General features: G+C 66.9%; 26 protein-coding genes. 1 reads left to right on the top strand and 25 read right to left on the bottom strand.

The window, feature by feature from the left end; translation table 11 throughout:
* Window positions 1-870: SOS response-associated peptidase family protein (locus FKV25_RS02135; protein ID WP_141517142.1), on the top strand; the 870-nt coding region annotated here is incomplete at its 5' end.
* 531 nt (window positions 871-1,401) lie between these two features.
* On the opposite strand, the gene FKV25_RS02130 is transcribed toward FKV25_RS02135, so the two are convergent.
* The 25 genes from FKV25_RS02130 to FKV25_RS02010 form a co-directional block, all read right to left on the bottom strand.
* Window positions 1,402-1,671 carry a hypothetical protein gene (locus FKV25_RS02130; RefSeq protein WP_141517141.1) on the bottom strand — a complete coding sequence of 90 codons (270 nt, stop codon included), beginning with the start codon at window positions 1,669-1,671 and terminating at the stop codon, window positions 1,402-1,404.
* Window positions 1,668-1,964, bottom strand: a complete 297-nt coding sequence (locus FKV25_RS02125; RefSeq protein WP_141517140.1) for a hypothetical protein — start codon at window positions 1,962-1,964, stop codon at window positions 1,668-1,670. The genes FKV25_RS02130 and FKV25_RS02125 overlap by 4 nt, the downstream gene beginning before the upstream one ends.
* A gap of 118 nt (window positions 1,965-2,082) precedes the next feature.
* Window positions 2,083-3,093, bottom strand: coding sequence for a hypothetical protein (locus FKV25_RS02120; RefSeq protein WP_141517139.1), 1,011 nt, complete (start codon window positions 3,091-3,093; stop codon window positions 2,083-2,085).
* Window positions 3,094-3,364: 271 nt separating this feature from the next.
* The gene (locus FKV25_RS02115) at window positions 3,365-3,976 is read right to left on the bottom strand and encodes an SPRY domain-containing protein (RefSeq protein ID WP_141517138.1); all 612 of its coding nucleotides are present in this window, start codon (window positions 3,974-3,976) and stop codon (window positions 3,365-3,367) included.
* Window positions 3,973-4,785, bottom strand: a complete 813-nt coding sequence (locus tag FKV25_RS02110; RefSeq protein WP_141517137.1) for a hypothetical protein — start codon at window positions 4,783-4,785, stop codon at window positions 3,973-3,975. Before FKV25_RS02110 ends, FKV25_RS02115 begins: the two co-directional genes overlap by 4 nt.
* A 4-nt stretch (window positions 4,786-4,789) precedes the next feature.
* Window positions 4,790-7,555, bottom strand: coding sequence for a phage tail protein (locus FKV25_RS02105; protein ID WP_141517136.1), 2,766 nt, complete (start codon window positions 7,553-7,555; stop codon window positions 4,790-4,792).
* The gene (locus FKV25_RS02100; RefSeq protein ID WP_141517135.1) at window positions 7,545-7,760 is read right to left on the bottom strand and encodes a hypothetical protein; all 216 of its coding nucleotides are present in this window, start codon (window positions 7,758-7,760) and stop codon (window positions 7,545-7,547) included. The genes FKV25_RS02105 and FKV25_RS02100 overlap by 11 nt, the downstream gene beginning before the upstream one ends.
* A gap of 2 nt (window positions 7,761-7,762) precedes the next feature.
* Window positions 7,763-8,179, bottom strand: a complete 417-nt coding sequence (locus tag FKV25_RS02095; RefSeq protein WP_141517134.1) for a hypothetical protein — start codon at window positions 8,177-8,179, stop codon at window positions 7,763-7,765.
* Window positions 8,170-9,030, bottom strand: a complete 861-nt coding sequence (locus FKV25_RS02090) for a phage BR0599 family protein (RefSeq protein ID WP_141517133.1) — start codon at window positions 9,028-9,030, stop codon at window positions 8,170-8,172. Before FKV25_RS02090 ends, FKV25_RS02095 begins: the two co-directional genes overlap by 10 nt.
* Entirely contained in the window at window positions 9,023-10,216 is a 1,194-nt protein-coding gene (locus tag FKV25_RS02085) for a hypothetical protein (protein WP_141517132.1), read from the bottom strand. The genes FKV25_RS02090 and FKV25_RS02085 overlap by 8 nt, the downstream gene beginning before the upstream one ends.
* Window positions 10,216-12,978 carry a phage tail length tape measure family protein gene (locus tag FKV25_RS02080; protein ID WP_141517131.1) on the bottom strand — a complete coding sequence of 921 codons (2,763 nt, stop codon included), beginning with the start codon at window positions 12,976-12,978 and terminating at the stop codon, window positions 10,216-10,218. The genes FKV25_RS02085 and FKV25_RS02080 overlap by 1 nt, the downstream gene beginning before the upstream one ends.
* 127 nt (window positions 12,979-13,105) lie before the next feature.
* Complete coding sequence (locus FKV25_RS02075; RefSeq protein WP_141517130.1) at window positions 13,106-13,648, bottom strand: DUF6631 family protein; 543 nt, start codon at window positions 13,646-13,648, stop codon at window positions 13,106-13,108.
* Window positions 13,648-14,397, bottom strand: coding sequence for a phage tail tube protein (locus tag FKV25_RS02070; protein ID WP_141517129.1), 750 nt, complete (start codon window positions 14,395-14,397; stop codon window positions 13,648-13,650). Before FKV25_RS02070 ends, FKV25_RS02075 begins: the two co-directional genes overlap by 1 nt.
* 64 nt (window positions 14,398-14,461) lie before the next feature.
* The gene (locus FKV25_RS02065; RefSeq protein WP_141517128.1) at window positions 14,462-15,061 is read right to left on the bottom strand and encodes a hypothetical protein; all 600 of its coding nucleotides are present in this window, start codon (window positions 15,059-15,061) and stop codon (window positions 14,462-14,464) included.
* Complete coding sequence (locus tag FKV25_RS02060; RefSeq protein ID WP_141517127.1) at window positions 15,058-15,480, bottom strand: hypothetical protein; 423 nt, start codon at window positions 15,478-15,480, stop codon at window positions 15,058-15,060. The genes FKV25_RS02065 and FKV25_RS02060 overlap by 4 nt, the downstream gene beginning before the upstream one ends.
* Entirely contained in the window at window positions 15,473-15,745 is a 273-nt protein-coding gene (locus tag FKV25_RS02055) for a head-tail joining protein (RefSeq protein ID WP_141517126.1), read from the bottom strand. The genes FKV25_RS02060 and FKV25_RS02055 overlap by 8 nt, the downstream gene beginning before the upstream one ends.
* 23 nt (window positions 15,746-15,768) lie before the next feature.
* Window positions 15,769-16,065 (bottom strand): hypothetical protein, encoded by a 297-nt coding sequence (locus tag FKV25_RS02050; protein ID WP_141517125.1) that lies wholly within the window; start codon window positions 16,063-16,065, stop codon window positions 15,769-15,771.
* Window positions 16,062-16,424 (bottom strand): hypothetical protein, encoded by a 363-nt coding sequence (locus FKV25_RS02045; protein ID WP_141517124.1) that lies wholly within the window; start codon window positions 16,422-16,424, stop codon window positions 16,062-16,064. Before FKV25_RS02045 ends, FKV25_RS02050 begins: the two co-directional genes overlap by 4 nt.
* Complete coding sequence (locus tag FKV25_RS02040) at window positions 16,421-16,699, bottom strand: hypothetical protein (protein WP_141517123.1); 279 nt, start codon at window positions 16,697-16,699, stop codon at window positions 16,421-16,423. The genes FKV25_RS02045 and FKV25_RS02040 overlap by 4 nt, the downstream gene beginning before the upstream one ends.
* Window position 16,700: 1 nt before the next feature.
* Window positions 16,701-17,069: a hypothetical protein gene (locus FKV25_RS02035; protein ID WP_141517122.1), complete on the bottom strand. Its 369-nt coding sequence runs from the start codon at window positions 17,067-17,069 to the stop codon at window positions 16,701-16,703.
* Entirely contained in the window at window positions 17,069-17,638 is a 570-nt protein-coding gene (locus tag FKV25_RS02030) for an N-acetylmuramidase family protein (protein WP_141517121.1), read from the bottom strand. The genes FKV25_RS02035 and FKV25_RS02030 overlap by 1 nt, the downstream gene beginning before the upstream one ends.
* 103 nt (window positions 17,639-17,741) lie before the next feature.
* Window positions 17,742-18,098: a DUF2190 family protein gene (locus tag FKV25_RS02025; RefSeq protein ID WP_141517120.1), complete on the bottom strand. Its 357-nt coding sequence runs from the start codon at window positions 18,096-18,098 to the stop codon at window positions 17,742-17,744.
* Between the two features lie 80 nt (window positions 18,099-18,178).
* The gene (locus tag FKV25_RS02020) at window positions 18,179-20,392 is read right to left on the bottom strand and encodes a ClpP-like prohead protease/major capsid protein fusion protein (protein ID WP_246071840.1); all 2,214 of its coding nucleotides are present in this window, start codon (window positions 20,390-20,392) and stop codon (window positions 18,179-18,181) included.
* On the bottom strand, window positions 20,389-21,963 hold the full coding sequence (locus FKV25_RS02015; protein WP_141517119.1) for a phage portal protein: 1,575 nt from the start codon (window positions 21,961-21,963) through the stop codon (window positions 20,389-20,391). Before FKV25_RS02015 ends, FKV25_RS02020 begins: the two co-directional genes overlap by 4 nt.
* A complete protein-coding gene (locus FKV25_RS02010) occupies window positions 21,963-22,214 on the bottom strand; it encodes a primosomal replication protein PriB/PriC domain protein (protein ID WP_246071838.1) in 252 nt (83 codons plus the stop codon). Before FKV25_RS02010 ends, FKV25_RS02015 begins: the two co-directional genes overlap by 1 nt.
* Window positions 22,215-22,242 lie beyond the last annotated feature (28 nt).

Here is a 22,242-nt window from a genome sequence, read left to right as displayed (position 1 = left end):
ATCATGGACATCGAGACCTATGTGAAGACGTACTGGGGCGACGATGGCCGGCCGGTGGGTCGCCGGCCCAAGGTCCCGCGCGCGGCGGAGCGCGACATCCTCGAGCACGGGCCACCCGAGGTGGCCGAGCTCATCCGCCAGTGGGATGCCGCTGAGGTCGACGGCCTGACACGCGAGCTTTTCAGCCAACGCAAGCGCGTCGCCGACGGCGAGCGGGCCCTGCAGGCCAAGGCCACCAAGAAGGCCGCTGAGGACGTGCGCATCGGCACGAACAAGGTGAAGGCGGCCCGGCGCCGGCTGGACACGATCGCCGGGAAGGCATCAGAGCAGGACCACCGGATCTACCCAGGGGTCTACTGCCCGGTGCTGGTGATCGAGGGCGGGAAGCGCCAAGTGAAACTGATGCGCTACCAGTGCCGGCCCGCGGGCAAGCCCTCGTTATACGACCGGAAGTACCCGGGCACCTACAACGCCAGGCGGGACAACCTGGAGGGCTTCTGGAAGGAGCAGTTCGGCTACCGCCACGGAATCATGGTCGCCGACCGGTTCTACGAGAACGTCGAGGGGCCGGACGGCGCCAACCAGGTCCTCGAATTCGAGCCGCGCACCGGTGAGCCGATGCTGGTGGCCTGCCTGTGGTCGCACTGGACCGACCCCAAGGGGAAGGAGCCGGGCCTGCTGTCATTCGCGGCTATCACCGACGAGCCGGAGCCCGAAGTCGCCGCTGCCGGCCACGACCGCACGATCATCAACATCAAGCCCGAACACCTGGAAGCCTGGCTGCAGCCGGACCCAGCCGACCTCGCCGCCCTGTACGCCATCTTCGACGACAAGCGACACCCGTTCTATGAACACCGGCTTGCCGCTTAGCGCTAAGCTCGCAATTGGTGCCGCAAAAAGGGGGATCTATGGACGCATCTGCAGTTGCCGCCTGGTGGGGCGCGATTGTCGCCACGGTTGTCCTCCTTTGGGATTTTTATAAGTGGAAGTCTTCTGGGGCATCCATCTCAATGAACTTGGTGCCCAACAAGCGACACAGCGCCCCCAGCCTCGGAACTCAAGTGTTTGTCGAAGTTTCAAACACGGGCGATCGTGCAACGACGCTCACACATCTTGCGTTCTATGGTTACAAGTCAAAGTGGCACCGGCTTGTTCGCAGAAAGAAGTATGCTGCACGGTACGTACCCCTCCCTTTTGGCGGACATCTTCCTTACGAGCTGAAAGTGGGAAGTCAATGGACGGGCTCGACCAACCAAGACGAGCTTCTTCATAAGCTGGACTGCCCACTGATCTATGCTGCGATAACTCACTCGGGTTCAAAGACCAAAGTGCTTAAGAGACTGCATGTAGGAAACGCAGGAAAGAGCTGACATAGTCAGATGCAAGACTGACGGCCGGGATTCACGCCAGCCGCTGCAGGTCGTGCCTGATGCCCTGGGCGTCCAGCATCTCGACCAGCCGGGCGTTCACCGGCAGCCAGTGCACCGCGTTCAGGTCGCCGGCGGCGTCCGCCCGGTTCGCATCCTCGATGATCTCGTCGGCAATGCCGGCGAAGGCGCTCCAGAAGTCGCCCTCCTCCGGGCACTCGACGCGCAGCGCGGAGAGCTGCGCCTCGAGCGCGTCGCAGCGCACGAGCAGGTCATCGAGGGAGGCGTAAGGGTTGGCATTCATGGGGCTAGTTTACGCCCGTGGGGTGCCACCTTGGCCAAAGCGCCGGCCTCGGCCCTGAGCCGCGCCTCGTGGCGGCAGACCCACTGTTCGATGCCAGCGGCACCGCTGGCCTTGCTTTGGCACCGCCGGGTCACAAGCGGAGCATCTACGGGCCAGTGTGAGTTCAGGCGCGCTATCCAGCCGCCATCCACGCGATCGAGCAGCATGGCCACCTGGACGTCGCCCAGCACCACTGCGGTGCCTTTTTCGTCGTACTGGCTGCGCTTCGTCCAATGAAAGCCTTCGGGAAGCATGCTCGAAATCTGCAAGGCGCCCGTCTCACATTCTAGGATTCGTACTTTGAAGCAATCTGAAAAGCTGGAAGGGCGCGCGGAACGCCCTTCCAGTAAACTATCATGACGCATAATACATTCAAGGAGACAGCTCAACTGTGCAACATTTATACCGCCACTGTCGATCCTCGTATTCATTCCTATGTGCCGAGTTAACGCCGATGATAACCTTGCCTGATGGACAATCTGCGTTCACAGGATGATCCATCTTGTTCCACATGTTGTTGTACGAGGGAAGATTCCATCCGATATTCGTAACATTGTAGGCATCTCCGGTTGGAAACTCGCAGTTTGACAAGATCACCTCACGCTCAGCCTGATGGCGGAGCATGTTTGAAAGCGAGTCGATTTGCACTTGCATGGTTTCGATCTTCGCATCTGTCTGCCCAGGCAACCGGACCGAGACATCACCCATCTTTGCCGTGTGAAGAACAAGAGAAGTACCTTCGTCGCCCAGCTTGTTGCAAACAAACATTGTAGATCCGTCGAGGTTTAGTTCCATCTTCTCGACAGGCTGACCTCGAAAACTGCATACCGCGCCGTTGCTTGAATAGCCCGTAAGCTCGACCTCCTGCCTTGGACTGGGCTTCACGTCCACAGTTACGACGTACGACGTCAATTGGGAATTGTTTGGCTCCGCGTACGCAAAGATCCTAGCGCGATCCAGCGCGGCCGCCTTTACAATCTCAAGGCAGCTCTGTGTCGTCTCTTTCATGTTTGCGCTGAACTCTTGACTTGAGAACGCCACCCTCCGGCTTTCCTCTGACATACCTTCAATATGTCGACAGTATCCGTCGACATAGGACTTCTTATATGCGAGGTCGGCGCTACCAGACCCAGAAACTGGAACGTAGTTGACTATTGTTGAGAAGGATGACGCTAGCCCAAACTTCGCCTCCGTGCCTTTTGACGTGTTCCTGCACACCATCTCCATGTGCTGCTGGTAGTTGTAAGCGGCTGCCATGAAACTCCTGGAATCCATCAGAGGCTCCCTTGCGAAGCCCTGGCATACCTCTGGACTCAGTGGGGATGCGGCATGCAAGCCAGTGGAAACCATAAACAAGACTGCTAGGTAGGCGATCTGTCTCATTACACGCTCCTTCCTTGCGAAACCCCTGCAAACCTGCGCAACGAACTTTGGGCGTGGATGAGGCCAACGTCATTCTCTTGGGCGAGGTGCATTGGTTCGGATCAGAGTGCCGGTGAGTGCGATCTGGCTATAAGAGGGGCTGGACGAGGCTCCCAGTCCCCTGCGGGGGAGACGGGGCCTCGGCCAATGGCACGCGGCTGATCGCGTGGATTGCGGCGGCGGGTTCGGTGTTGGCGCACCGGGTCCGCCGCCTCGTCTTTGCGGAACTACCTCATACAGGCCAACCGTCGACGAAGCCGGAGACCGACGCTCCAGTCATTTCCGCCGGATCCGTCCGCAGCCGCCACGACGCCGCATTCGCGAACGGGTCGGCAGCAACGAAGATCGATGTGCCGGGGGTAAATGTTGCCATTGGCGTCGTGCCCGCCACGGGGTTGCCGAACACTACCGTTCCGTTTCGTCGCCACCACGCTTTTCCTGCGCCAATGTCCAGCAAGAGATCAATGACGTCATTCGTCGCGAACACAACACCGGGGGACGCGAGGATCGCGTTATTGTTGTAGAGACGCAGGATGCTGCCGTAGTTTCCGAAGAGACCCCAGCCCGCCGCGGTTCCCCCTAGGAAGGACCCGGTGGGTCCCGAGGTGGCAAACCCAACGCCGCTCGTATCGAGCTGATTGAGGTTCACCAGCTGGATGCGCCACTTGCCCGCGTTCTTGCTGGTTACCGACCGGACCCACGATGTTGTTCCCGCTGAAGCGGTGACGACCTTGTTGGAATCGGAGAGCGTGGCACTGGCCGCCTTGTCGGCCGGGTTCCAATACGCGTAGGACGCCGGCGAACCCGCAGCCAACATCAAATGCTGATGAGCCAGGGCGCTCACGCCCGCACCCGCGCGCTCACGTCCCACGTGCCGCCTGCGTTGTTGGTCGTCGCGATCACATAGAGCACGGCGCCAGCGGTAACCGGCATGCTCGGAGCCGAAACGCCGCTGCCCCAGTTGAAGGACGCCGGCCATGCCACGGTGCGCGCGGTCGCGTCCTGTGTAAGCCAGAGCGCCAAGGTGCAGGCGGCTGGGACGTTGCTGATGACGAGGTTGGTGACGTTCTCGGTCAGGTTGGATTTGAAGTAGTCACCCAGCGATGCATCCAGCGTCAGCGTGCCTGAGGCGCTTACCGGGCTCGTCACGGCATTGCGGTCTACACCGGGGGCGGGATCTGGCTGCTGGACCGTAGCGACGATCGCCGCGTCATCTGCAAAGCTGCCAGCAGACGCCTGCAGGGTGACGGCGAGCTTGGCATAGCCACTGGCATCGGTGACGGCCGTGATCTGCCACTGCTGCCACACGTCGAGATCATCGGCCCGGTACAGGTACAGGTAGCCGCCAGGCTCGAGCGCACCCCACACGGCCGAATGGTCGCTTGCGTCCGCGTCGGCATCGCTGAGGTACACCTCATCGGCACTGGCCTGCGTTGCGTTGTTCCAGCGCAGGTTGCCGGCGCCGGGGTCGGCGTCTGTCGTGGCGCTGGTGTCGGCCAGGTAGTTCACCATCGACAGGGCAATATCGCCCCGAGGCAGAGCCCCTAAGTGCGATAGCGGGAGGCGGGCATTGCTGTTCTGCCCTGTCACGACCGCGGTCATCCACCAGGGCCGGACGGTACCGGGCAAGTCGAGTTCTGGAATCTTGGCCATCGTGTTATCCCATCAGATAGATCGTTGTGTTGTCCTGCTGTTGCAGAACGCCGCCCGACTGCAGTTCCCAGGGCTCTGCCGGAGTGACCGTGTAGGCAAAGGTGCGTACCTGCGCCTGCCAACTGGAAATTCCGTCTCGAGTGGCCTCCACTTCAACGCGCACGCTCCCATCGCCCGATGGCGTGAAGTTGGTGGTGGTGTCACTGATCCCGGACTGGGTCGCCTCCAACACGTCATCCAGGTACCACCTCGCGGTATAGGTCGTGCCCGCTTCCGGTCCGATCGAGCCCACGGTCTGATCGATCAACTGGTCGGCTTGCGACAAACGATCGCGGTGGCGCCACGTGGCGGTGACCAGCCCGGTCAGATACGCGGGTTCGGGCAACCCATTGAGCTCCAACGCTGCCGGCGGGTACGGTCGGAAGGCGCGCTGGTCGAATGTCACCGCGAGCTCTGAAGCATCCGCGAGCGGCAGCTCGGCGGTCCCGGTGCGCGTCAGTAGTTTGGCGTTCGCCTCTTCAGCAGTGACGTACTCCACCAGGTCGGTGCCCGACCAGTTGTCGAAGAACCAAAGGCGGGTGCCCGCCGGATGCGTCGCCTCGACGGTGTCACCACATCCCCGGCCCAGGCTCAGCGTCAGGGCACCTGCGTCCAGGGCATCTACGCGGCCAATCTCAGTGCCAAGCAGCACCGCCGATCCCACAGACACCCTGTCGAGCAACTGGCCCTCGACAAGCGTTGCCGACACGTCCATTCGACCGATCGGCGCAGCAAGCGTCGCCCAAGGACACCAATCGAAGAGGTCCTGCAGCTCGTACTCGCCGCCGGCCGGGCGCGTGGCGAGGCGGTAGTTGGTCCCCGCCGCGGGCCGTCCCCCAACGGTCAGGAGGTAGCCGGCCTCCTCTGCCAGCGCGGCCAGTTCAGCTGCAGGCAACGTGCGGGCCAGCTCCACATACGGTGCCTCGAAGGCTGCCTGCTCAGTGACCGGGACGGGCGTGCGGTCAGGCGGGGGCACAGGAGGCTCGCCTATCACATAGGTGGCCGCCGGCATCGCGAATACATCCTGCGTGGCCACCAACGAGATTGCGCCGCTGCGCAGCGTCCCTTTGCCGATGTCGCCGACGAGGCACACGCTGTCCGCGATCCCGCGCTTGGGGGCCTGCAAGCGAAAGTAGGTCCCGAGGCGCCAGTTGTAGGGCCGCCTGTTCGTCGTGAGCGTATAGCGCCAGAGCGGGGTCGACTTGGAGCGCAGGTCACGCTCCGCGACGCGCAATGCCAGGGACTCAGTCGGAATGGCGCTGTAGTCGATCGTCTCGGCATTGACGCCGCTGGCCTCAACTGCGCCCAGTGCATGCAGGGGAGCGGTCGTCCGCGCCTGCTTGGTCGAGGGGTCGAACCACTTCACAGCAACCTGATTGACCGCGTCATCCATGACCGTAGGCTCCGCCTCGAAGTCGAGGATGTCATCGTCGGTGAGGATGGGCAGGTCCTCGAGGACGTAGTTCCCTCGGACAAGGTCCACGTACCACTGGCCGTCGACTGTGCTGCGCGTGCAGTTCGCAGCGATCACGTTGCAGATCCGTTGCCGGAACTGCTCGACCGTCTCCTTGTCCGGATCCCACTCGGTGCAGAGTCCGAACGCCTCCCCGTATAGCTGATCCGCTGCGGCCCGGAAGCTCGCTTCGTTGATCAGCTCGACCGGCTCACCCTGCATGTTCGCGGCGGTCAGGCTGTAGTAGAGGAGATGGGCTGGGTTTATCGCATCGCCCAAGTAGCCCTCCACCATTACGTCGGCGATCGTTACGTCACGTCCTGGCCCATCTGTCCAGAACCTGAGCGACGCAATCGGCAGGGCTGGGCCCTCCAACGCCACCTCTCCCCAGACGGCGTCGGTCTCCTCATCCGTGAGCGTGCAAGTGAGCACCTGAAGTCGGGGGTCGTAGACCGCGCGGTAGCGAAACCATTTGCCCGTCGGAAGTTCGGTGGAACCCAACGAAGCGGTGGGCCCTCCCCCGGAGTTGTACCCCACGAGGGGGCGGAGACCACTGCCCGGCCAGCCTGCGTTGAATCCATGGATGTATGTGCCATCGGCACTGTAGACCTGGACGATCCCGGAATTGCCCGCACCGATCGACTCGACGCGAACTCGAAACGACAAGGCGCCGAACTGGGCAGCAGGGATCGAGCGGGCGATGATGCTGCGTGATGCAGTTGTGGGAAGCATTCGAATCTGGTTCGCCGACACGCTGAAGGCGGACTTCGAACCTTGGACTTCGGCATATTCCGCAAGGCCGGTGCTGAAAGTCTCAGCGAACGTAAGCGCTCGCCCTCCGACAGGCACCGCGGCAGTCTCCGGATACCAGCACGTGTCCCCGTCCCAGCCCTTCAGGATCCGGCGCACCATCACCGACAGCGGCTTGGGGTACGGGTTCATCGCGCCGTAGCGGCCGCCCTTGAACAGCAGCGCGGCGTGGCCGCGGTGCGCCGAGCTGTCTGGGCCTATCAGGCTGCTGATCGCGGGATTGGGCATCTGGTCGGGCGCGCCGAACATCAGATCGACGTCGCCCTGGATGCCGCCTTCGGCCTCCTCCCCGCCCCACAGGTTCGGGCGGTCGATGGTGATGGTCGCGTTGCTGGTGGCTTCGCCCGACCAGGCGTCGACATCGCCGCCGCGGATCTTCAGCACCGCGTCGATCGGGCCCTTGCCCAGTACCATGTGGATGGCCGGGTGGTACCAGTAGCCGACAGTCTGCTTCTTGCTACTGCCCATTGGCCGCCTCGCATTCGTGGGCCCAGCGCACCAGCGCCTCGGCCATGCCGTCGCCGGTGGCCAGCAGCACCGCCTCGTCGAGGCCTTCGCGGATGAACGCGGCGAAGTCCAGGCCGTGTTCGCCGAACCAGGTGCGGGTCTTGGGCAGGCAGAAGCCCGGCCGGGCGCGGAAGTAAGGGATGGTGCGCACGTGGCGCATGGTCACGATCACTTCTTGCCTCCCTTCTTCCGGATCGGTTCGGGCGTGCCGTTGGCCCAGCCGACGATGGCGCTGTCATCGACCCAGACCGTGCCGAACAGCTCCTTCAGCGCCTTGCCGTCCTTCGTCTCGGGCGCCTGCCCGCTCACGGGATCGGGGACCTGCGGCTTGGGCCGCGAGGCGTAGGCGATGTAGGCCGAGATCACCAGCAGCGCGATCTGGATGACGACCTGCACCCAGGCGCCTCGAGGCGCGCCCGGCGCGATCGCCACCGGCGCGGCCTGCCACAGCGCCACCGCCTGGACGGAAAGCACGACAAGCGCGGCCACCAGCACCGCTCGCCGGCAGGGCGTGGCGTACTTGTCCATCGCCCAGTAGCGCGCCATCCAGTACGCCGAGTGCAGCTTGCGCGCGATCAGCCCCATGCCTGGCTCCTGGGCAGCGGATCGGAGGTGGGCAGGTTCCTGTAGCCCGGGTAGTTCGCGCCGTTGCCGTAGCTGTCGCAGGCCTCGCTGTTGTGCGCGCAGCCGGGGTAGGCCGACACGTCCAGCCCGATCGCCAGGTCGGCCGCGCCGAAGTTCACGACGACGGTGTCGCCGACGTGCGACCAGATGGTGCGGCGCTCGGTAAGGCCATCGAGCCGGGTCCACTCGATGAACCCGCCGCCGAGGTTGCGCGGGGCCGCCGCGAACTCGGGTGCGGTCAGCGCCAGCCCGGCGACGGCGGTGAGCGTCGCCGGCACCTCGTGCGCGGCCTTGTCGAGGTTGCACATGCCCTCGCCCTGGCTGTAGACCGGCACGTCGCAATTGCGCCCGATGCGCGCTTGGCGGCCGCTGGTGCGGGCGTTGCGGTAGGAGGGGTCGCACGCCAGCTCGAGCGTGGTGTCGGTGAACTTCGGGCCCAGGACGCGGCCCAGCCACTCCACGTTGACCTGTTCGTCGGGGTCGCCCAGGTGCGTCGTCATCACGGTCACCAGCACCCGCTCCCCCGGCGGATACGGGTTGAACCAGTCGCCCAGCACCTGCGTGACCGGGAGGTCGGCCGCATCGGGGTCCATCCGGTACGGCACCGTCACCGTCAGCTGGTTCTTCTGAGGGCTGGCTGCCGTCTGGCGGATCTCCGAGTGCGAGATGCCGCCGGCGGCAACGTAGGTCTCTCCGCCGATGGTGAGGTCGCGATCGCGGCTGGTGAATCGCCGTTCGACCGCGCCGCGTTTGAACAGGTATAGCGCGACCTTGCGGCCGAAGAAGCGGGAGAGCTCGAGATCCTCAAACATCGGGCACCACCGCGGAAAAGGACAGGCTCACCTGCGCATGGCCATCGGCATCGGTGTAGTGGGCGATCTCCTGGCTGTCGGGGCCCACGCTCAGGGTGAGGTAGGAAATGGCCCGCACCTGGCCGGGTGCGACCGCGAGGCCCAATGGCGCGTCGAGGAACAGGCTCTCCGTGGCGCCGGCATCCGCCACGCCCGTGATCCGTCGATACAGCACGGTGCCGTCCCTCAGTTCGATGCGGAGATCCCGCCGGTTGGGCTGCAACGCACCCAGCGCCGCGTAGCCCGTCCACTCCACCGTCATCGTGGTGGACGCGCCTCCGATGGGCGCGGCCAGACGCAGGTCCTGCTTCCAGCTGGGCACCCAGACGGGCACCGCACCGCCACGCATCGCGTACAGGCGCGATCGCGCCGCGGACTGGTCGGCGCGGCCCCACAGCTGCCATCCCATCGAGCTGCCACGCAACTGCACACCCGCGAGATCGAACTCCACCGGATCGCCGAGGCCGTTGCTGACTTCCGCCATGAGGCGGTTGTAGCTGCCCCCTTCGTCTGCCCCATCGTCCGGGCGCCACTCCAGCACGGGGTGCCCCAGATAGGTGGCCACGGGCATCGCGGCGGGCCATGCGCAGGGCTCGCGGACCTCGAATCGGACCGTGCGCCGGCCCTTGTCGTCGGCGCGCACGGTCTCCTGCAGGCCGTTGCGGACGCGGCCGCGCCGCAGCGGATACAGACGCGTGCCGCGCGGCCAGGCCTGCGATGTCGGCGATGCAAGCACCAATGCGCCCGGATCGACCGTCGCCACCTCCAGGACCTCCCACGTGTTGACCCCGCCCCAGAGCAGGACCAGCCCGTCATCGGTGAAGTCGTAGCCATCGGTCGCGCAGGCGATGCTGCCCAGCCCGCTGGTCAGCGGCCCGACCAGTTGCAGGTCCGGCCAGACTGGCAGCAGCATCGCCTGGCCGCTCGCGGAGTGCAGGAGCGCGTCCGCGAAGCGCCAGGGCAGGCCCTCGTCGAAGACCTCGAACTCGAAGGCCCGCGCGGGCGTCTCGCGCAGGCTGGCATGGAACGACGCGCCCGTCGTGTTTGCCCGCAGCGTGTTGGTGCCCCACCCCAGCGACTCACGCACCGGCCGTGCCCAGTCGGGCGGCACGGTCCACGGCACGGGCCCGCCCGGCGTGAAAGCCATCAGCCCTCCCACCCGGAGCGGACGGTGTTCTGGTCCTCGATCACGGTGTTCACGACGGCCTTCTTGAAGCGGCGATTGCCGGCCAGCCGCTCGGCCACGTCATCCAGGTCGAGCGCATTGATGACCGCAACGCTCATCTCGGGACTGATCGTCGGCGCATAGGTGTCGTAGCGCGGCGTCGGCAGCCGAGGCTCGTTGGCCGACTCGAACAGGCCCCCATCGGCAAACCGCGTCCACCCGTACAGCGCGTCCATGCCGCGCTCGTTGAAGTCCTCCAGGAACGGCAGCGCGCCGGGCTGGCGCACCACGGCGGCCCGGGTCACGTATTCGTAGTCGGACAACCGCGCATTGATGCTGTCGCTGGTCCCGGTACCGGCGCCGCGGACATGGCCACCGGTCGCGTACCCGTCGCCACCGCCATAGGTCGCGGCTGCCAGCAGGCTAGCGATCTGCGCGCCCTGGGCGAACGCGGCCGCGATCAGGGGGATGTTCTGCGGGTATCCCGCCTTGCTGGCCTCGGCCACGTTCTGGCCCAGCGCCACGGCCGCCTGCGCCACCGCGAAGCCCTTGCTCAGCGCGAACAGGGCCCGGTAGGTCTTGCTCTGCTCGCCCCCGTAGGCCCGGGCGATCCCCGCCAGGCCGTCGAACATCTCCGACGCGCCGGCCAGCATCACCTGGGACTGGGCGCTCTGCAGCTGGCGCAGCTTTGCCTGGTGCTCGGCCTCTGTCTGCAGTTCCGCGGCGTTAAGTTGCTCGTTGGTGAAGTGCTCAGTCTCACGAGCCTCCCTGAGCAACTGGAGGCGCTCGGCGTACCACTCCTGCAGCTGGGTGCGGGCTTCGTTGATCTTGCCCAGCTCGCCGAAGGGCCCCGCCACTTCCGGCGCCAGGCCCTGGAATTTCGGCGCCTCCTTGAACGAGTCCTTGAGGATCCGCTCGAGGGCCTCGTCATAGTCGCCGGCATCGCCGATGCCGCGCTGCATGGCTTCGTTGAGCGTCTGCACGCGCTCGATCGCGGTGTCCAGCGCCACCTCCGCCGGCGTGCGCAGGCTGTCCAGCATCCGCTCGTAGGCCTTCTCGGCCTCCTCGAACGCCTTCTTCTGCTCCTTTGCCTGGTCACGCCGGGCACGCTCGGCATCGAGCAGCTTCGCGTTCTCGAGGAGTTGGGCCTTCAGCGCATCGTTGGCGCTGGCATAGGCACCGGACTGGATCTCGTAGCGGACGCGAGCCTCTTCGCTGACTCGAGTCTCGCCGTCCTCAACCTCACCCAGCAGCGCCACCTGCCGCTGCAGGTTGGCCAGCGCGGACTTGGCCGCGGCGTCGGGGTCCTCGCCCTTCTTCGGCCGCCGCTTGCGGGGCTTCTTCGCCTCGGCTTCGATGCCGGCGATGATCGCCGCCTCGTCGGCACGGATCTTGGCCACCAGATCCTTGTTGTCGGCCGCCATGGCCGCCTCGACCGCATCGTTGGCCTGCTGCCGCGCGGCGGCGATCCTCTGGGCGCGCTTCTCCTCCGCCGAGGCGTACTTGGCCGCCTCCTGGTCGAGCGCGATTGCGGCCTCTTCGGCGCGCTGCGCTTCGGCTCGCCGGTTTGCCGCCTTCTGCTCCTCGACATTGGCGTCCGACAACGCTCGCATTTGATCGCGCATGGTCGCGATTCGGGAGTTGAGCTCCTGATCACTGAGCTGCAGGAAGGACAAGCTGAAGCCACCACTTGCCCGGGTCTGCAGCGCCTCCTCCATTGCGAGGATCTGCTCTTGAAGACCGACGAATGCTTCCTGCCCGGTTTCGGCACGCCCAACACCCAGCATGCTGTCCCACGCTGCGTCGGCAGCCAGAGTGATGTGGCTCCAAGCCTTCTCGAGAAGGCCGAGGTTATCCTCGATCTGCGACGTGCGGCGCTGGACCTCGTCTGCGTACGTTTGCATGGCCAGCGTGGCCGCTTCCTGCGTGCGCCCCTGCTCCTCGAGAGCCTTGATTTGTTCGTAGACCTCGAGCGTCAGGAAGTGCGTCGCATCGTTCAGCGCAAGAACGGCCTTGACCGGCTCGTCGGCGAGCTTGGCAAATCGTTCGACGACTTCCTCTACCGCAACTCCGCCGATCCGTTGGAGATCCAGCGCGGCCCCAGTGATCGCCGCAACCTGGTCCGCAGTGAACTTCCCGGACTTCGTGATCTCGGCCAGGGTGGCAGCCACCTTGCGCTGGCTGTTCTCGCCATCGGACAGCGTCAGAGACATCTCGGCGAGACGATCTGAAGTCAGCCCCACGATTCCACCGGTCTCGATCAATGCCTCGTTGAAGGCTTGGGATTCTTTGCTGCCTTCATTCCATGCGTAGGCCAAGGCCGCAACAGCGCCAGCCGACAACGTCAGCGGGTTGATCAGCCCCAGTAAGTAGCCCCCCGCGGCGCGCGCCGCCGGCCCAATGCCGCCGAACACGTCCTTCAGTTGGCCGCCCTGCTGCAGGAATACCTGCAGCGGCCGCTGCCCGGTGGCCAACCCGGTAAAGATGTCGGTGAACTGCACTGGCAGCTGGCGCGTGGCCTGCTGGAGTTGCTTCGCCGACAGGGTCGCCTTGTCCATGGACTGAGTGGTGCGGTCCACCGCCTTCGAGCCGACCGTGCCTCCGGCGAGGTCTCGGTTGGCCTGGCTCAGGCTGCGCGCCAAGGACTTCACCTGTTTTTCCGTACGCACCAGCTCGCGCTGCGCCTCGCCGAACTCGGCGCGCATCTTCAGGTCGATCTCGAAGTCCCTGTTGCGGGTGGCCATCAGCCTTTCCTCAGTCGCTCAATTCGCTTGGGCGTTTCCTTGCCGCCCCAGTGCGCCACGGCGGCATCCTCGATCGCGTTGGCGCGCGTGCGGCGCTCCAGGCGGGCCAAGGCGGCGTCGTAGGCCCTCAGTTGACGCTCGGTGAGTCGCCCGAGGCGGTCGTGGTCTCCGATCCCGGCCGCCGCGAGCCGGGCGAAGAGCTCGAACCAGTCGACGCGCGATGTGCGGCCGCCAACGCCGCGTCCCGCATGTCCACGGCCACCTCGCGCACGAAAAAACCGCTGTTCACCGTGAACCAGGTGCTGAAGAACAGCTCCGAATCCGCCGGCTCCAGCCGTTCGATCCAGTCCGCCTCGACGCCGGCCGAATCGGCGGCGATGGGTACCACCACGGCGCGATGCTTGCCGAACAGGCGCCTGACTCGTGCGTAGCGCATGGTCCCGTCGGCGCAGAGCGTCACCATGTCGGCGATGAGGTCACTCGCACGCTCGGCGATCCCCAGGCCCTCGAGGAAGCCGTACTCGCGGAAGGTGACCTCGCGGCCGGCGATCTGCGTGGTGAAGTCGGGCGCGAGCGTGTCCAGGCCCGCCGTCCCCGAATCGGGGACGGCGGGAGACTCCGTCGCGGGCGCGGCAGGAGGGGTATCCTCCCGGGGCAACTTGCGGGCCATCAGGACTCCTGCGGGATTTCCATGCGACCGAAGCCGCCCAGGGTCGGATCGAGCGCGCCTTCGCTGTCGAACAGCGCGGTGCCGGTCAGGCTGATCTCGCCGAAGCTGGAGTTGATCAGCGGCAGGCTGGCGATCGGCTGGAACTTCACCCGGTACAGGTGCAGGCGCACGGGACTGTTGTCGAGCGTGTTGATGCCGTGCAGGTACAGGTAGCGCTCCGGCGGCGGCGCGGTGAAGAACGGCAGACTGATGAAGGCCTCATGGGTGTAGTCGGCCGTCAGCGGCTGGGTGTAGCCCGTCGGATCGATGATCCGGACGATCCCGCCGGCAGCGTTTTCCAGCACGAAGTCGCCCGAGTCCACGGGCGCCGGGGTGGCGTCGTTGAGCGTCAGCGCCGACACGTTGGCCCCCTTGGCCAGCACGATGCGGTCTCCCGCCGCCAGGGCATCCGGCAGCGGCTCGTCCATCACGCTGGCGCCGGCGACGTTGTTCGGCGTGGCGTACAGGCCCAGTTGCAGGTTCTCGGCCGTGCCGTAGCGCAGCACCAGCTCCAGGCTGACGCGGGTGGCCGTGGTCAGCTGCGCGGACTGCAGGCGGTTGCCCGAGTAGGTCTCGGTGCGGTCTTCGGTGTCGGTCTCGAAGGTCAGGTCACAGGACGACTGGTCGCCCACCCAGAACAGCTTGCCCGGCTTGGGGCCCGCGAGGCGGGTGCCGAGCTCGATACGGCCCTGGAAGCTGAAGTCTTTCATCGCGGCGATCTCCGGTTAAACGATGAGGTCAAGGAATCGGGGGCCGCAGGCCTCCGGTCGGGGTTCATCCGCTGGCGCTCTTGCGCCCACGGCGTTCGTAGGATTCGCGCAGCCGCTCGACCTCGGCGGCGAGCACGCCGCGGGCGAAGTCGGCGATGCGTTCGGGGCGGCGCCCCTTGGCCAGGGCCTGGGCGATCGTGGCGCCGTACTCGACGGCCAACGGCTCCCGGCGCTTGCCCTTGTAGCGGCCCGCCGTCATCGGCCGGGGTGCGCCGGACCGCGTGACGATCTGCGTGTTACCGCTCAGAAGGCGCGCCTTGAACGCCCCCTGGTGCAACTCGCGCTTGCCGCGGAAGATCGCGGCGGTCACGCCCTTGCGCACCTGGCGGGCACCGAAGTTCAACAAGCCGATGCCGCGGCCCCAGCGGCCGGACAGCGAGATGCCGTTACCGTCGCCGCGGACGATGAGGTCCTGGTTGATGCGCCCGGCCTTCAGGTTGTACTCGGCCTGGATATCGCGACGCGCGAACACCGGCAGCCGGCGCTTGAGGGTGGCAATCGCGCGGTCCTGCACGTATGGCAACTGCGCGCCCAGTGCCTGGGCGTTGCGCACCGCTGCCAGTTCGCCCTGCAGCTCGAAGCGGATGTTGTCCCGGCGCGTCATCGCCGATACCCCGTGCGCAGCATCGACTGCGAGGCCATCACGGGCATGCCTTCCGGCCGGTCCAGATACACCGCCTCCAGCCAGTGCAGGGGAAGCGCCCCCGGCAACGGGAGCCACTGATCCAGGGCTGCCTCGATGTCGTCGGTCATCGCCACCACCAGCGCGTGCGCGTTGTCGAACCCGACCGGCACCTGCGCCTCAATGATGAGGGCGAACTCACGCTGGCCACGCACGCGCTCGTTGTCGCCCACGATGCTGCCGCTGTAGATGGTGATCAGCGGCGCGTCCGAGTCAGTCTTGCTGGGCTCAATGCGAACGTCTTCACCGGCATCGGTGTGGTAGCCGTTTGCGATGCTGATGACCTGCAGGCGCGCCTGGATGGCCTGAAGGATCGCCCAGGGGATCGGGGTGTCAGCCAAGGAGCACCACCCGGGCGACATAGCCGTCGTCGCTGTCGATGTCATCGACCTTGCGGGCCACCCCATCGACGGTCACGAGGTCGCCGACCTTGGGCCGCCACTGCGGCACCTTGAAGCTCGCCACCGTGACCTGGCCGATCTTCTGGCCGTAGTCCCCGAGGCGCGCTACGCCCTCGTCGATCACCAGGCGGACCGGAACGGCCGCGTCGAGTCCGCGCTGGACGGTGCCATCGACCCCGAAGACCTCGAAGAGGCTGTCGTCCATGTCGGTGAATGCCGGGTCCAGGATCACAGCAGCACCCCGCTGGCCTTGTGGCGCTCGATGCATTGGGCGCAGGCCCTGCGGCCTGCCTCGCACTGCGTCAGCTGCCCCACCAAAGGGGCGATGACCTGCTCGCCCAGTTCGCGCCAGGCCTCGGGGCTGTCCGGGTCGCGGGGCGTCCACGCGGGCGCCTGCGTGTCGCAGGGCACGTAGCACAGCGCATTGCACAGGGCCGGGACGGCAGGCGACGGCGGGCCGGGGCGCTTCGGCCCGCAGCCGGCGAGCGCCAGCGCGAGGGCCACGGCCATCAGCAGCTGGCTCACGGCGTCGCCCCCGAGAGCCGGTTGAAGGCCTCCACCCGTGCCGCACCAGGGCCGCAGTTGCCCGGCATCGGCGGCAAGGCGCGCTCCACGGTCCGGAACTCGGTGACGCGCTCGCGGCCGCGCTCGACCAGGGTCGCCAGGTCGGCCAGCAGTGCAACGTTGTCGGTGTCTGCGGCCCGGGCCACGCCGTTCACGACGTCCAGCCGCCCGTGCAACGCGGCGATGGCGCCCGCATCCCGCGCCGCCTGCATGGCCGCGTCGCTTCGCGCGCCGGCCCCGCCGGCGCGGTACAGCTGCGCCCCGTTGGCCAGCAGCGACAAAGCCAGGGCGATAGCCAAGGCGATCGCGACGCGCGTCATGCGATTCGCCCCCGCTGCAGGCGCCAGCGCCACAGCCAGTGCGCCATGTGCAGCGCCACGCCGATCCGGAACAGGATCTCCCACCAGTGCGCGGGGTGGCCGCGCAGCTCGGAAATGGCGATCGCCATCGCGCCGACGGCCACGAATACCAAGGCGATCTGGCTGGCATGGTGGCGCACACAGCGCGGGCGGCCGTGACGCAGGTAGAAGTACATGGCCACGAACCAGATCACGCCGCAGGCCATCAGGTTCAACGTGGTCCAGATCCAGCTCATGTCAGGTTGCCTCCACCTTGCGCTCGACGAAGCGGTGGCCGAGGTTCCAGATCGACTGGAACGCCAATGCGCACAGGCCCGCGCGGGCGCTGGGGTCGACCTTGGCCGCCATGGCGCCCAAGCCGAGGAAGTCGATGTGCGGGAGCACCAGCGAGAACCACGCACCCGAGAACGCCATTGCCACGATCCCGAACACCACGCGCGGGATACGCGTCTCGGGCTCGCCCTTGCGGAAGTAGAAGCTCAGGGTCGCGCCCAACAGGGCCGCGATCAGGACGCCGTAGGGCACGCCCAGGATGACCATGCCCACCGCCCCGCTGGCGGCGGGGACCTGCTTGGACATGACGGTGGCGAACAGCTCGTTGCGCATCAGGCTCCCCCCTGGGCATAGCGCTGGTAGGCCGCCGCGAGCTTTTCGTCGTAGCGGTTCTCCTTGAAGGCAGGCCCGTTGTACTGGCGGGCGAACTCGTCCCACTGACGCCGGCGCAAGGGCCGGTCCCAACCCCGTTCGGCGATCAGGTTCGCCGCGAGGTTCAGGTGCGCGTCTTCGTTGTGGTTCATCGCCAGCACGAAGCCGTGCAGGCTGGCCTCGCCGCAGGCCTGGTAGTTGAAGCCCATGATCTGGAACAGGCCCCAGCTGCAGGACTGGATGGCGGCGTCGGCGTCCAGCTGCACCGCTTGGTACAGCCGCAGGTATTGGTCACGGGCGTAGAACTGCCGCGCCGGCATCGGCGTGGACAGCTCGGGATGGCTGCGGTCGAAGCGAGCGCCCGTGCGGCGGCTGAAGATGTGCGACTCGAAGAGGATCTTCGGCCGGCCATCGGGCAGGAAGCCCTGCCCCGCCGACTCGACCGCCACCACCGCGCGCAGGGCGGCGACCTCCACATCCAATACGCGCGCAGCCCGCTCCAGGCCACGGTCGGTCAGCCGGCCCGCCATCAGCGCGCCTCCAGGCAAGCGATCACCCCACCCGCCGCCGGGACGAGGCGGCGACGGGCGGGGGTCGCCCCAGGGAAGCGATGGCGGGCCAGTGCGCTCACGATCAGGCGCCGGCGACGCCGCTACCGGGGGTCAACTTGACCTTGACCGTGGTCGCGCCATTGCCGGCCGCCTCGATCGCGATGCCGAAGCTGTTGAGGTCGCCCGCGCCGCCGGCGGCGATGATCACTTCGCCGGCACCCGAGTCCCAGTTGACGGCAGCGCCGACCGGGACGACGGCGGTCGAGAGCTTGGGCAGTTCCCACACGCCTTCGATCTGTACGGCGCCGGTGTCGCCATTGGCGATATCGGCGATCGGAATGGCCAGCAGGGTGCCCACGATCAGGGGCACGCCCGAGGACAGGTTGGCGCCGGCGGTGTAGTCGATGACGTTGCCCGGCTGGATGAAGTTTTTCGCCATGAGGGTTCTCCGAGAATGGCGTTACGGGGAGGCGTGCTTCGAGCTTGGTGGGGCGGCCATCTGCCGCCCCACCCGTCCCGTCACGCGCCGGGGTTCTTCGCCAGGGCGATGTGGTCCACGGCGGCGGCCGCGGCGTCGAGCCGCACCTTCCATTCGGTGCCATCGACGTTCCAGCCCTGCTTCGATTCCAGGTAGGGCTCCTGGCGACCATCGAGGTAGCCCACGACGATGCCGTCGTAGAAGGTGGGGTCGGCCACGCCGTACCAGGCCGCCGGATCGGCGGCGTCCAGGCGCGGATCCTCGATCACCTCGAAGGTGTTGCGCACGATGTTGGGGGTCGTGTTGTTCTTGCTGCCGCTGACCTCGAACTGGCTTTCCAGGACGGTGCGGGCCAGGCCACCCAGGCCCACCGGCACCACCAGGAACTTCAGCGGCACGCGCACCACGTTGCCGTCGGCGTCCTTCTGCGTGGCCATCAGCACACGCATACCGTCGACGGTCGTGGTGCTGATGGTCGAGCCCGGGGAAACCAGGTTGTTGTGGTCGGCGTGGAACAGCGCGACACCATCCGACATCACCGGGTTGCTGGTGAAGATCGAGAACACCGCATTGCCCAGGGTGCGCTTGGCGGCCTGGCCCATCTTGCGCGGCACGTCCGCCAGGGCATTGAGGTCGTCGTTGATAACCGCCTGACGGGTGATGCTGAACATCTTGCCGTAGGTGACCAGGCGCAGCGGGCTCCCCGACTCGTTGAAGGTGCCGTACTTGTACTCGCTGCCTTCGGGCACGATGTCGAGGTTGCTGAAGCGGCCCAGGCCGGCGAGGCTCGTTGGCTTGAAGTCGGTCAGCGTGACCGGGCGGGTGAACAGCGGGAAGACCTCCGGCGATTCCTCGTAGCCGCGCTTGAGCGACTTGTGAGCGACGTCGCTCAGCAGCAGCGGGAAGTCGCTGGTGCTGTGCGTGAACGAGCTGGCCACGATCTCCATTCGGTCCATGCCGCGGGTGTTTACCCCCGCCGCTTCCGCGCAGGCGCGCGAGAGCTCGAACATGGTGTGGCCGCGGAAGGGGTTGTCGCCTGCCGCGCGGGTCACGCCCAGGCGCGAGTCGATGGCCAGCGCCATCGCCTGGCGCTTCTTGTCCCGGTCATCGTCACCGGCCGCCACGGCGGCGTTGCCGTTCATGGGCTCGCGGCCCTGGCCGATGAGCGCCAGGATGCGGCGGCTGACGTCGTCCGCGGTGACGTCCGGGTCGGCGCCGGCGATCACCTCGTCGTAGTACGCCCGCACGTCCGGGTGGCCCAGGTGCGGGGTGGCGATCGCTCGGATCTCGGCGTTGCGCGCCTGCAGGGCCGCGATCGGGTTCTCGGCGTTCTGCGGGTTGGCCGCGGGTTCGGCCGCCGCGGTGCGGGTCGGGTTCGGCATGTCGATGTCCTCATGGATGCCGGACACGGCCGGCGAAGTGGTGCCGGCGGCCGCCGGCGAACGGGGGGTGGGGTGTGCGGCAGCGGCGGCCGTCGCACGGGAGTCGCGCGGGTGAAGCAGCGCGTCGAGCTGTGCGGCGATGTGCTGGGGCGCTCGCGCGGACAGGCGCTGGAGAGCGGCCTCGCTCGCGGCGGCGTCCTCTTCGGCTTCCTCCGGCGCCTCGGTATCCACAGCCTCATCGGCCAGGCCGGCGTCCACGGCCTCCGCGGCGGTGTACCAGTAGTCCTTGCCCGACGCCCACAGGGCTTCGAACTCGCTGGCCGGACGCCCGCTCTTGCGGGCATAGCTGGTGGCCATCGCCTTGCCGAAGGTGTCCAGCACGTCGGCGTACTCGCGCAGCTCGGCGCTGTTGCCGTGGGCGAAGCCCCACGGCGCGTGCAACATCATCAGCGTGTTGTCGGGCATGGTGATCGTGTCGCCGGCCATCGCGATCAGGCTGGCGATCGAGGCCGCAATCCCATCGATGTGCACGTCGATGGTGGCGCCCTCGCTCGCCTTCCGGCGCAGGGCGTTGTAGATCGCCACGCCGTCGGAGACGGCGCCGCCGTAGCTGTTGATGCGCACCACGATGGTGCTGGCGCTGATATCGCCCAGTTCGTCGACCACCGACTTGGCGGTAACCGTGTCCTCCCACCAGCTCTCGCCGATGTTGCCGTAGATCAGGAGCTCGGCCTGGTCATCGCCGGCCTCGGCGCGCACCTCCATACGGCCGGGAACGGCGCGGGCGGCCGCCGCGGCCGAGGTACGCCGGTCGCCGCCGCGGCCCAGGATGGCGCGCATGGCCTGCGGAATCTTCTTCAGCTTGATGGTCATTCGGGCTCCTTCAGCGCGAGGGCGCGGGCAAGGCTCCGCCGCGATGCGCGCGTGTCGTCGGGGTTCGTGTCTTGAGGCGTCGACTGGCCGGCGGTCTGGTCGCGCCAGTCCTCACGCAGGCGCAGCACCTCTTCGGGGTCGTTGCCCGACAGCAGGATGTTCTGCTGTGGCGCCTGCCAGCCGCGGTCCTCCATCTCGCCCCGGGCCAGCGCTTCCTTGAGCGGATCGATCCAGGGCATCTGCGGCCGCACGAAGATGGCGGCCATCAGCTCGCGCTGCGTCCATCCGCGGGGCAGGCGCACGATGCGCGCCAGCAGGCAGGCCTGGACGAAGCGGGTCCAGATCGGGCGCATCGTGCGTGCAGTGAAGAACTCGCCGAGCATGGCGTACGCGCCCCACTGCTCCACCAACTCCTGGCGCTGCGCGGAATAGGTACCGTCGTAATTCTTCGACACGGAGCTGTGGCTGGTGCTGGTACCCCCGGCGACCCGGCGCAGTTGGTCGTTGATGTAGACCGCGACGTTCGGGTTGGGACGCTTGCTGTCGAGGATCTCGATCTGCTCGCCGGGCAGCAGGTCGTCGCCGATCATGCCGGGCACCATGGTCAGGGCACGGTAGGCCGCCGCCTCCAGCGCCTGCCCGGTGACCGGGTCTTTGCTCGAGCCATAGCCGCTAGCGTCGCCCTTGATGATCTGCGCGCACAGACTGGCGGCGACCTTTGCCGCGATGCGCTCGCTGTCCTCGTAGTCCTGGATATCGCGCAGCCGGTTCATGACGGGGGCGAACATTGACAAGCCGCGCACCTGGTGGATGCGGTCGATGTTGGCGAGCTGACAGATGAACTCGGCCGGCACGCGCTTGGTCTCGGCCTTCCAGTACAGGCCGTCGCCCGGGTGCTGCTTGTAGACATGCCAGGCGACCGGGCGCCCCCAGGCATTGCGCTCGACGCCCTGCCGGATGTTGCGGGCCTCGTCGTTGAAGTCGAGGGGGATGAGGTCCGCCTCGAGCATCTCGATCGAGAACGGCACCTCGGTGCCGTGGTCGAGGTACGGGATGCGGCCGGTCAGGTCCTGGAAGAAGGACTCGCCGTCGCGAGCGCAGCCACCGAACAGGAGCTGCTGCGACTTCCCGAAATCGTGCTGCCAGGTGACCTCCGGGCGGTCCCACCACAGGTCCCAGGCATCGCGCAGGTCCTGCGCCAGGCCGCGATCGACCTTGCCGCCGCGCCGGCGTGGCGCCGGGATCACGTCAATGCCCGACCCGACCACGTTCTGAACCAGGACCGAGAGCACGGTCCGCGCCACGTCGTGGTCGCGGCACAGCGCACGGGCGCTGTCGCGCAGTTGCTTGGCGTCCAGTCCCACGATGCGGTCACCACTGCCGTGGTCGAGGGCCATCTTGCGGCTGCGGCTTGGGCGGGTGGCTTCGTGGACCACCGCCTGGACGCGCCGGGCCGAGTCCAGCTCGCGGCGGGTCTGGTCGTGGCGCGCCTCCGCAGCGATGACCGCGTGATCCGTGGGGATCAGGGCCTGCAGGCGCTCACGGGCGACGGTGGCGGTCAAGCCCGCCATCAGATCCGGCCTCCGAAGTCGGCCTGGGAGAAGCGGCCCCCACCATTTGCGACGCGTGCCTCGCGATCCACGACCGCCTGCAGGCGGGCGATCTCCTTCTGGACTGCCTCAAGGTCCGCGCGCGTCAGCTGGCGGTCGCCGAAGCGCACCGACTGGCCCGAGAGGATCTTCGCCTCGGCGGCCAGGTAGAGGTCGAGTCGCTGTTGGTTGACGGTCGGCACATGAGTAGGTTGCCGGGGTCGCGCGGACATTCGTAGGCAAAACGTGTCCGCGACAGAA

Source organism: Marilutibacter aestuarii (assembly GCF_006546775.1).
Classification (GTDB): Bacteria; Pseudomonadota; Gammaproteobacteria; order Xanthomonadales; family Xanthomonadaceae; genus Marilutibacter; species Marilutibacter aestuarii.
Note: the sequence above shows the minus strand (reverse complement) of the source record. Positions and strands in the feature narration are given on the sequence as shown.

Bases quoted from the DNA above. Each gene is read 5' to 3' on its own strand.
- FKV25_RS02130 (WP_141517141.1), bottom strand. From the start codon at position 1,671: ATGAATGCCAACCCTTACGCCTCCCTCGATGACCTGCTCGTGCGCTGC.
- FKV25_RS02125 (WP_141517140.1), bottom strand. From the start codon at position 1,964: ATGCTTCCCGAAGGCTTTCATTGGACGAAGCGCAGCCAGTACGACGAA.
- FKV25_RS02120 (WP_141517139.1), bottom strand. From the start codon at position 3,093: ATGAGACAGATCGCCTACCTAGCAGTCTTGTTTATGGTTTCCACTGGC.
- FKV25_RS02110 (WP_141517137.1), bottom strand. From the start codon at position 4,785: ATGGCCAAGATTCCAGAACTCGACTTGCCCGGTACCGTCCGGCCCTGG.
- FKV25_RS02105 (WP_141517136.1), bottom strand. From the start codon at position 7,555: ATGGGCAGTAGCAAGAAGCAGACTGTCGGCTACTGGTACCACCCGGCC.
- FKV25_RS02095 (WP_141517134.1), bottom strand. From the start codon at position 8,179: ATGGGGCTGATCGCGCGCAAGCTGCACTCGGCGTACTGGATGGCGCGC.
- FKV25_RS02090 (WP_141517133.1), bottom strand. From the start codon at position 9,030: ATGTTTGAGGATCTCGAGCTCTCCCGCTTCTTCGGCCGCAAGGTCGCG.
- FKV25_RS02085 (WP_141517132.1), bottom strand. From the start codon at position 10,216: ATGGCTTTCACGCCGGGCGGGCCCGTGCCGTGGACCGTGCCGCCCGAC.
- FKV25_RS02080 (WP_141517131.1), bottom strand. From the start codon at position 12,978: ATGGCCACCCGCAACAGGGACTTCGAGATCGACCTGAAGATGCGCGCC.
- FKV25_RS02075 (WP_141517130.1), bottom strand. From the start codon at position 13,648: ATGGCCCGCAAGTTGCCCCGGGAGGATACCCCTCCTGCCGCGCCCGCG.
- FKV25_RS02070 (WP_141517129.1), bottom strand. From the start codon at position 14,397: ATGAAAGACTTCAGCTTCCAGGGCCGTATCGAGCTCGGCACCCGCCTC.
- FKV25_RS02065 (WP_141517128.1), bottom strand. From the start codon at position 15,061: ATGACGCGCCGGGACAACATCCGCTTCGAGCTGCAGGGCGAACTGGCA.
- FKV25_RS02055 (WP_141517126.1), bottom strand. From the start codon at position 15,745: ATGGACGACAGCCTCTTCGAGGTCTTCGGGGTCGATGGCACCGTCCAG.
- FKV25_RS02045 (WP_141517124.1), bottom strand. From the start codon at position 16,424: ATGACGCGCGTCGCGATCGCCTTGGCTATCGCCCTGGCTTTGTCGCTG.
- FKV25_RS02040 (WP_141517123.1), bottom strand. From the start codon at position 16,699: ATGAGCTGGATCTGGACCACGTTGAACCTGATGGCCTGCGGCGTGATC.
- FKV25_RS02035 (WP_141517122.1), bottom strand. From the start codon at position 17,069: ATGCGCAACGAGCTGTTCGCCACCGTCATGTCCAAGCAGGTCCCCGCC.
- FKV25_RS02030 (WP_141517121.1), bottom strand. From the start codon at position 17,638: ATGGCGGGCCGGCTGACCGACCGTGGCCTGGAGCGGGCTGCGCGCGTA.
- FKV25_RS02025 (WP_141517120.1), bottom strand. From the start codon at position 18,098: ATGGCGAAAAACTTCATCCAGCCGGGCAACGTCATCGACTACACCGCC.
- FKV25_RS02020 (WP_246071840.1), bottom strand. From the start codon at position 20,392: ATGACCATCAAGCTGAAGAAGATTCCGCAGGCCATGCGCGCCATCCTG.
- FKV25_RS02015 (WP_141517119.1), bottom strand. From the start codon at position 21,963: ATGGCGGGCTTGACCGCCACCGTCGCCCGTGAGCGCCTGCAGGCCCTG.
- FKV25_RS02010 (WP_246071838.1), bottom strand. From the start codon at position 22,214: ATGTCCGCGCGACCCCGGCAACCTACTCATGTGCCGACCGTCAACCAA.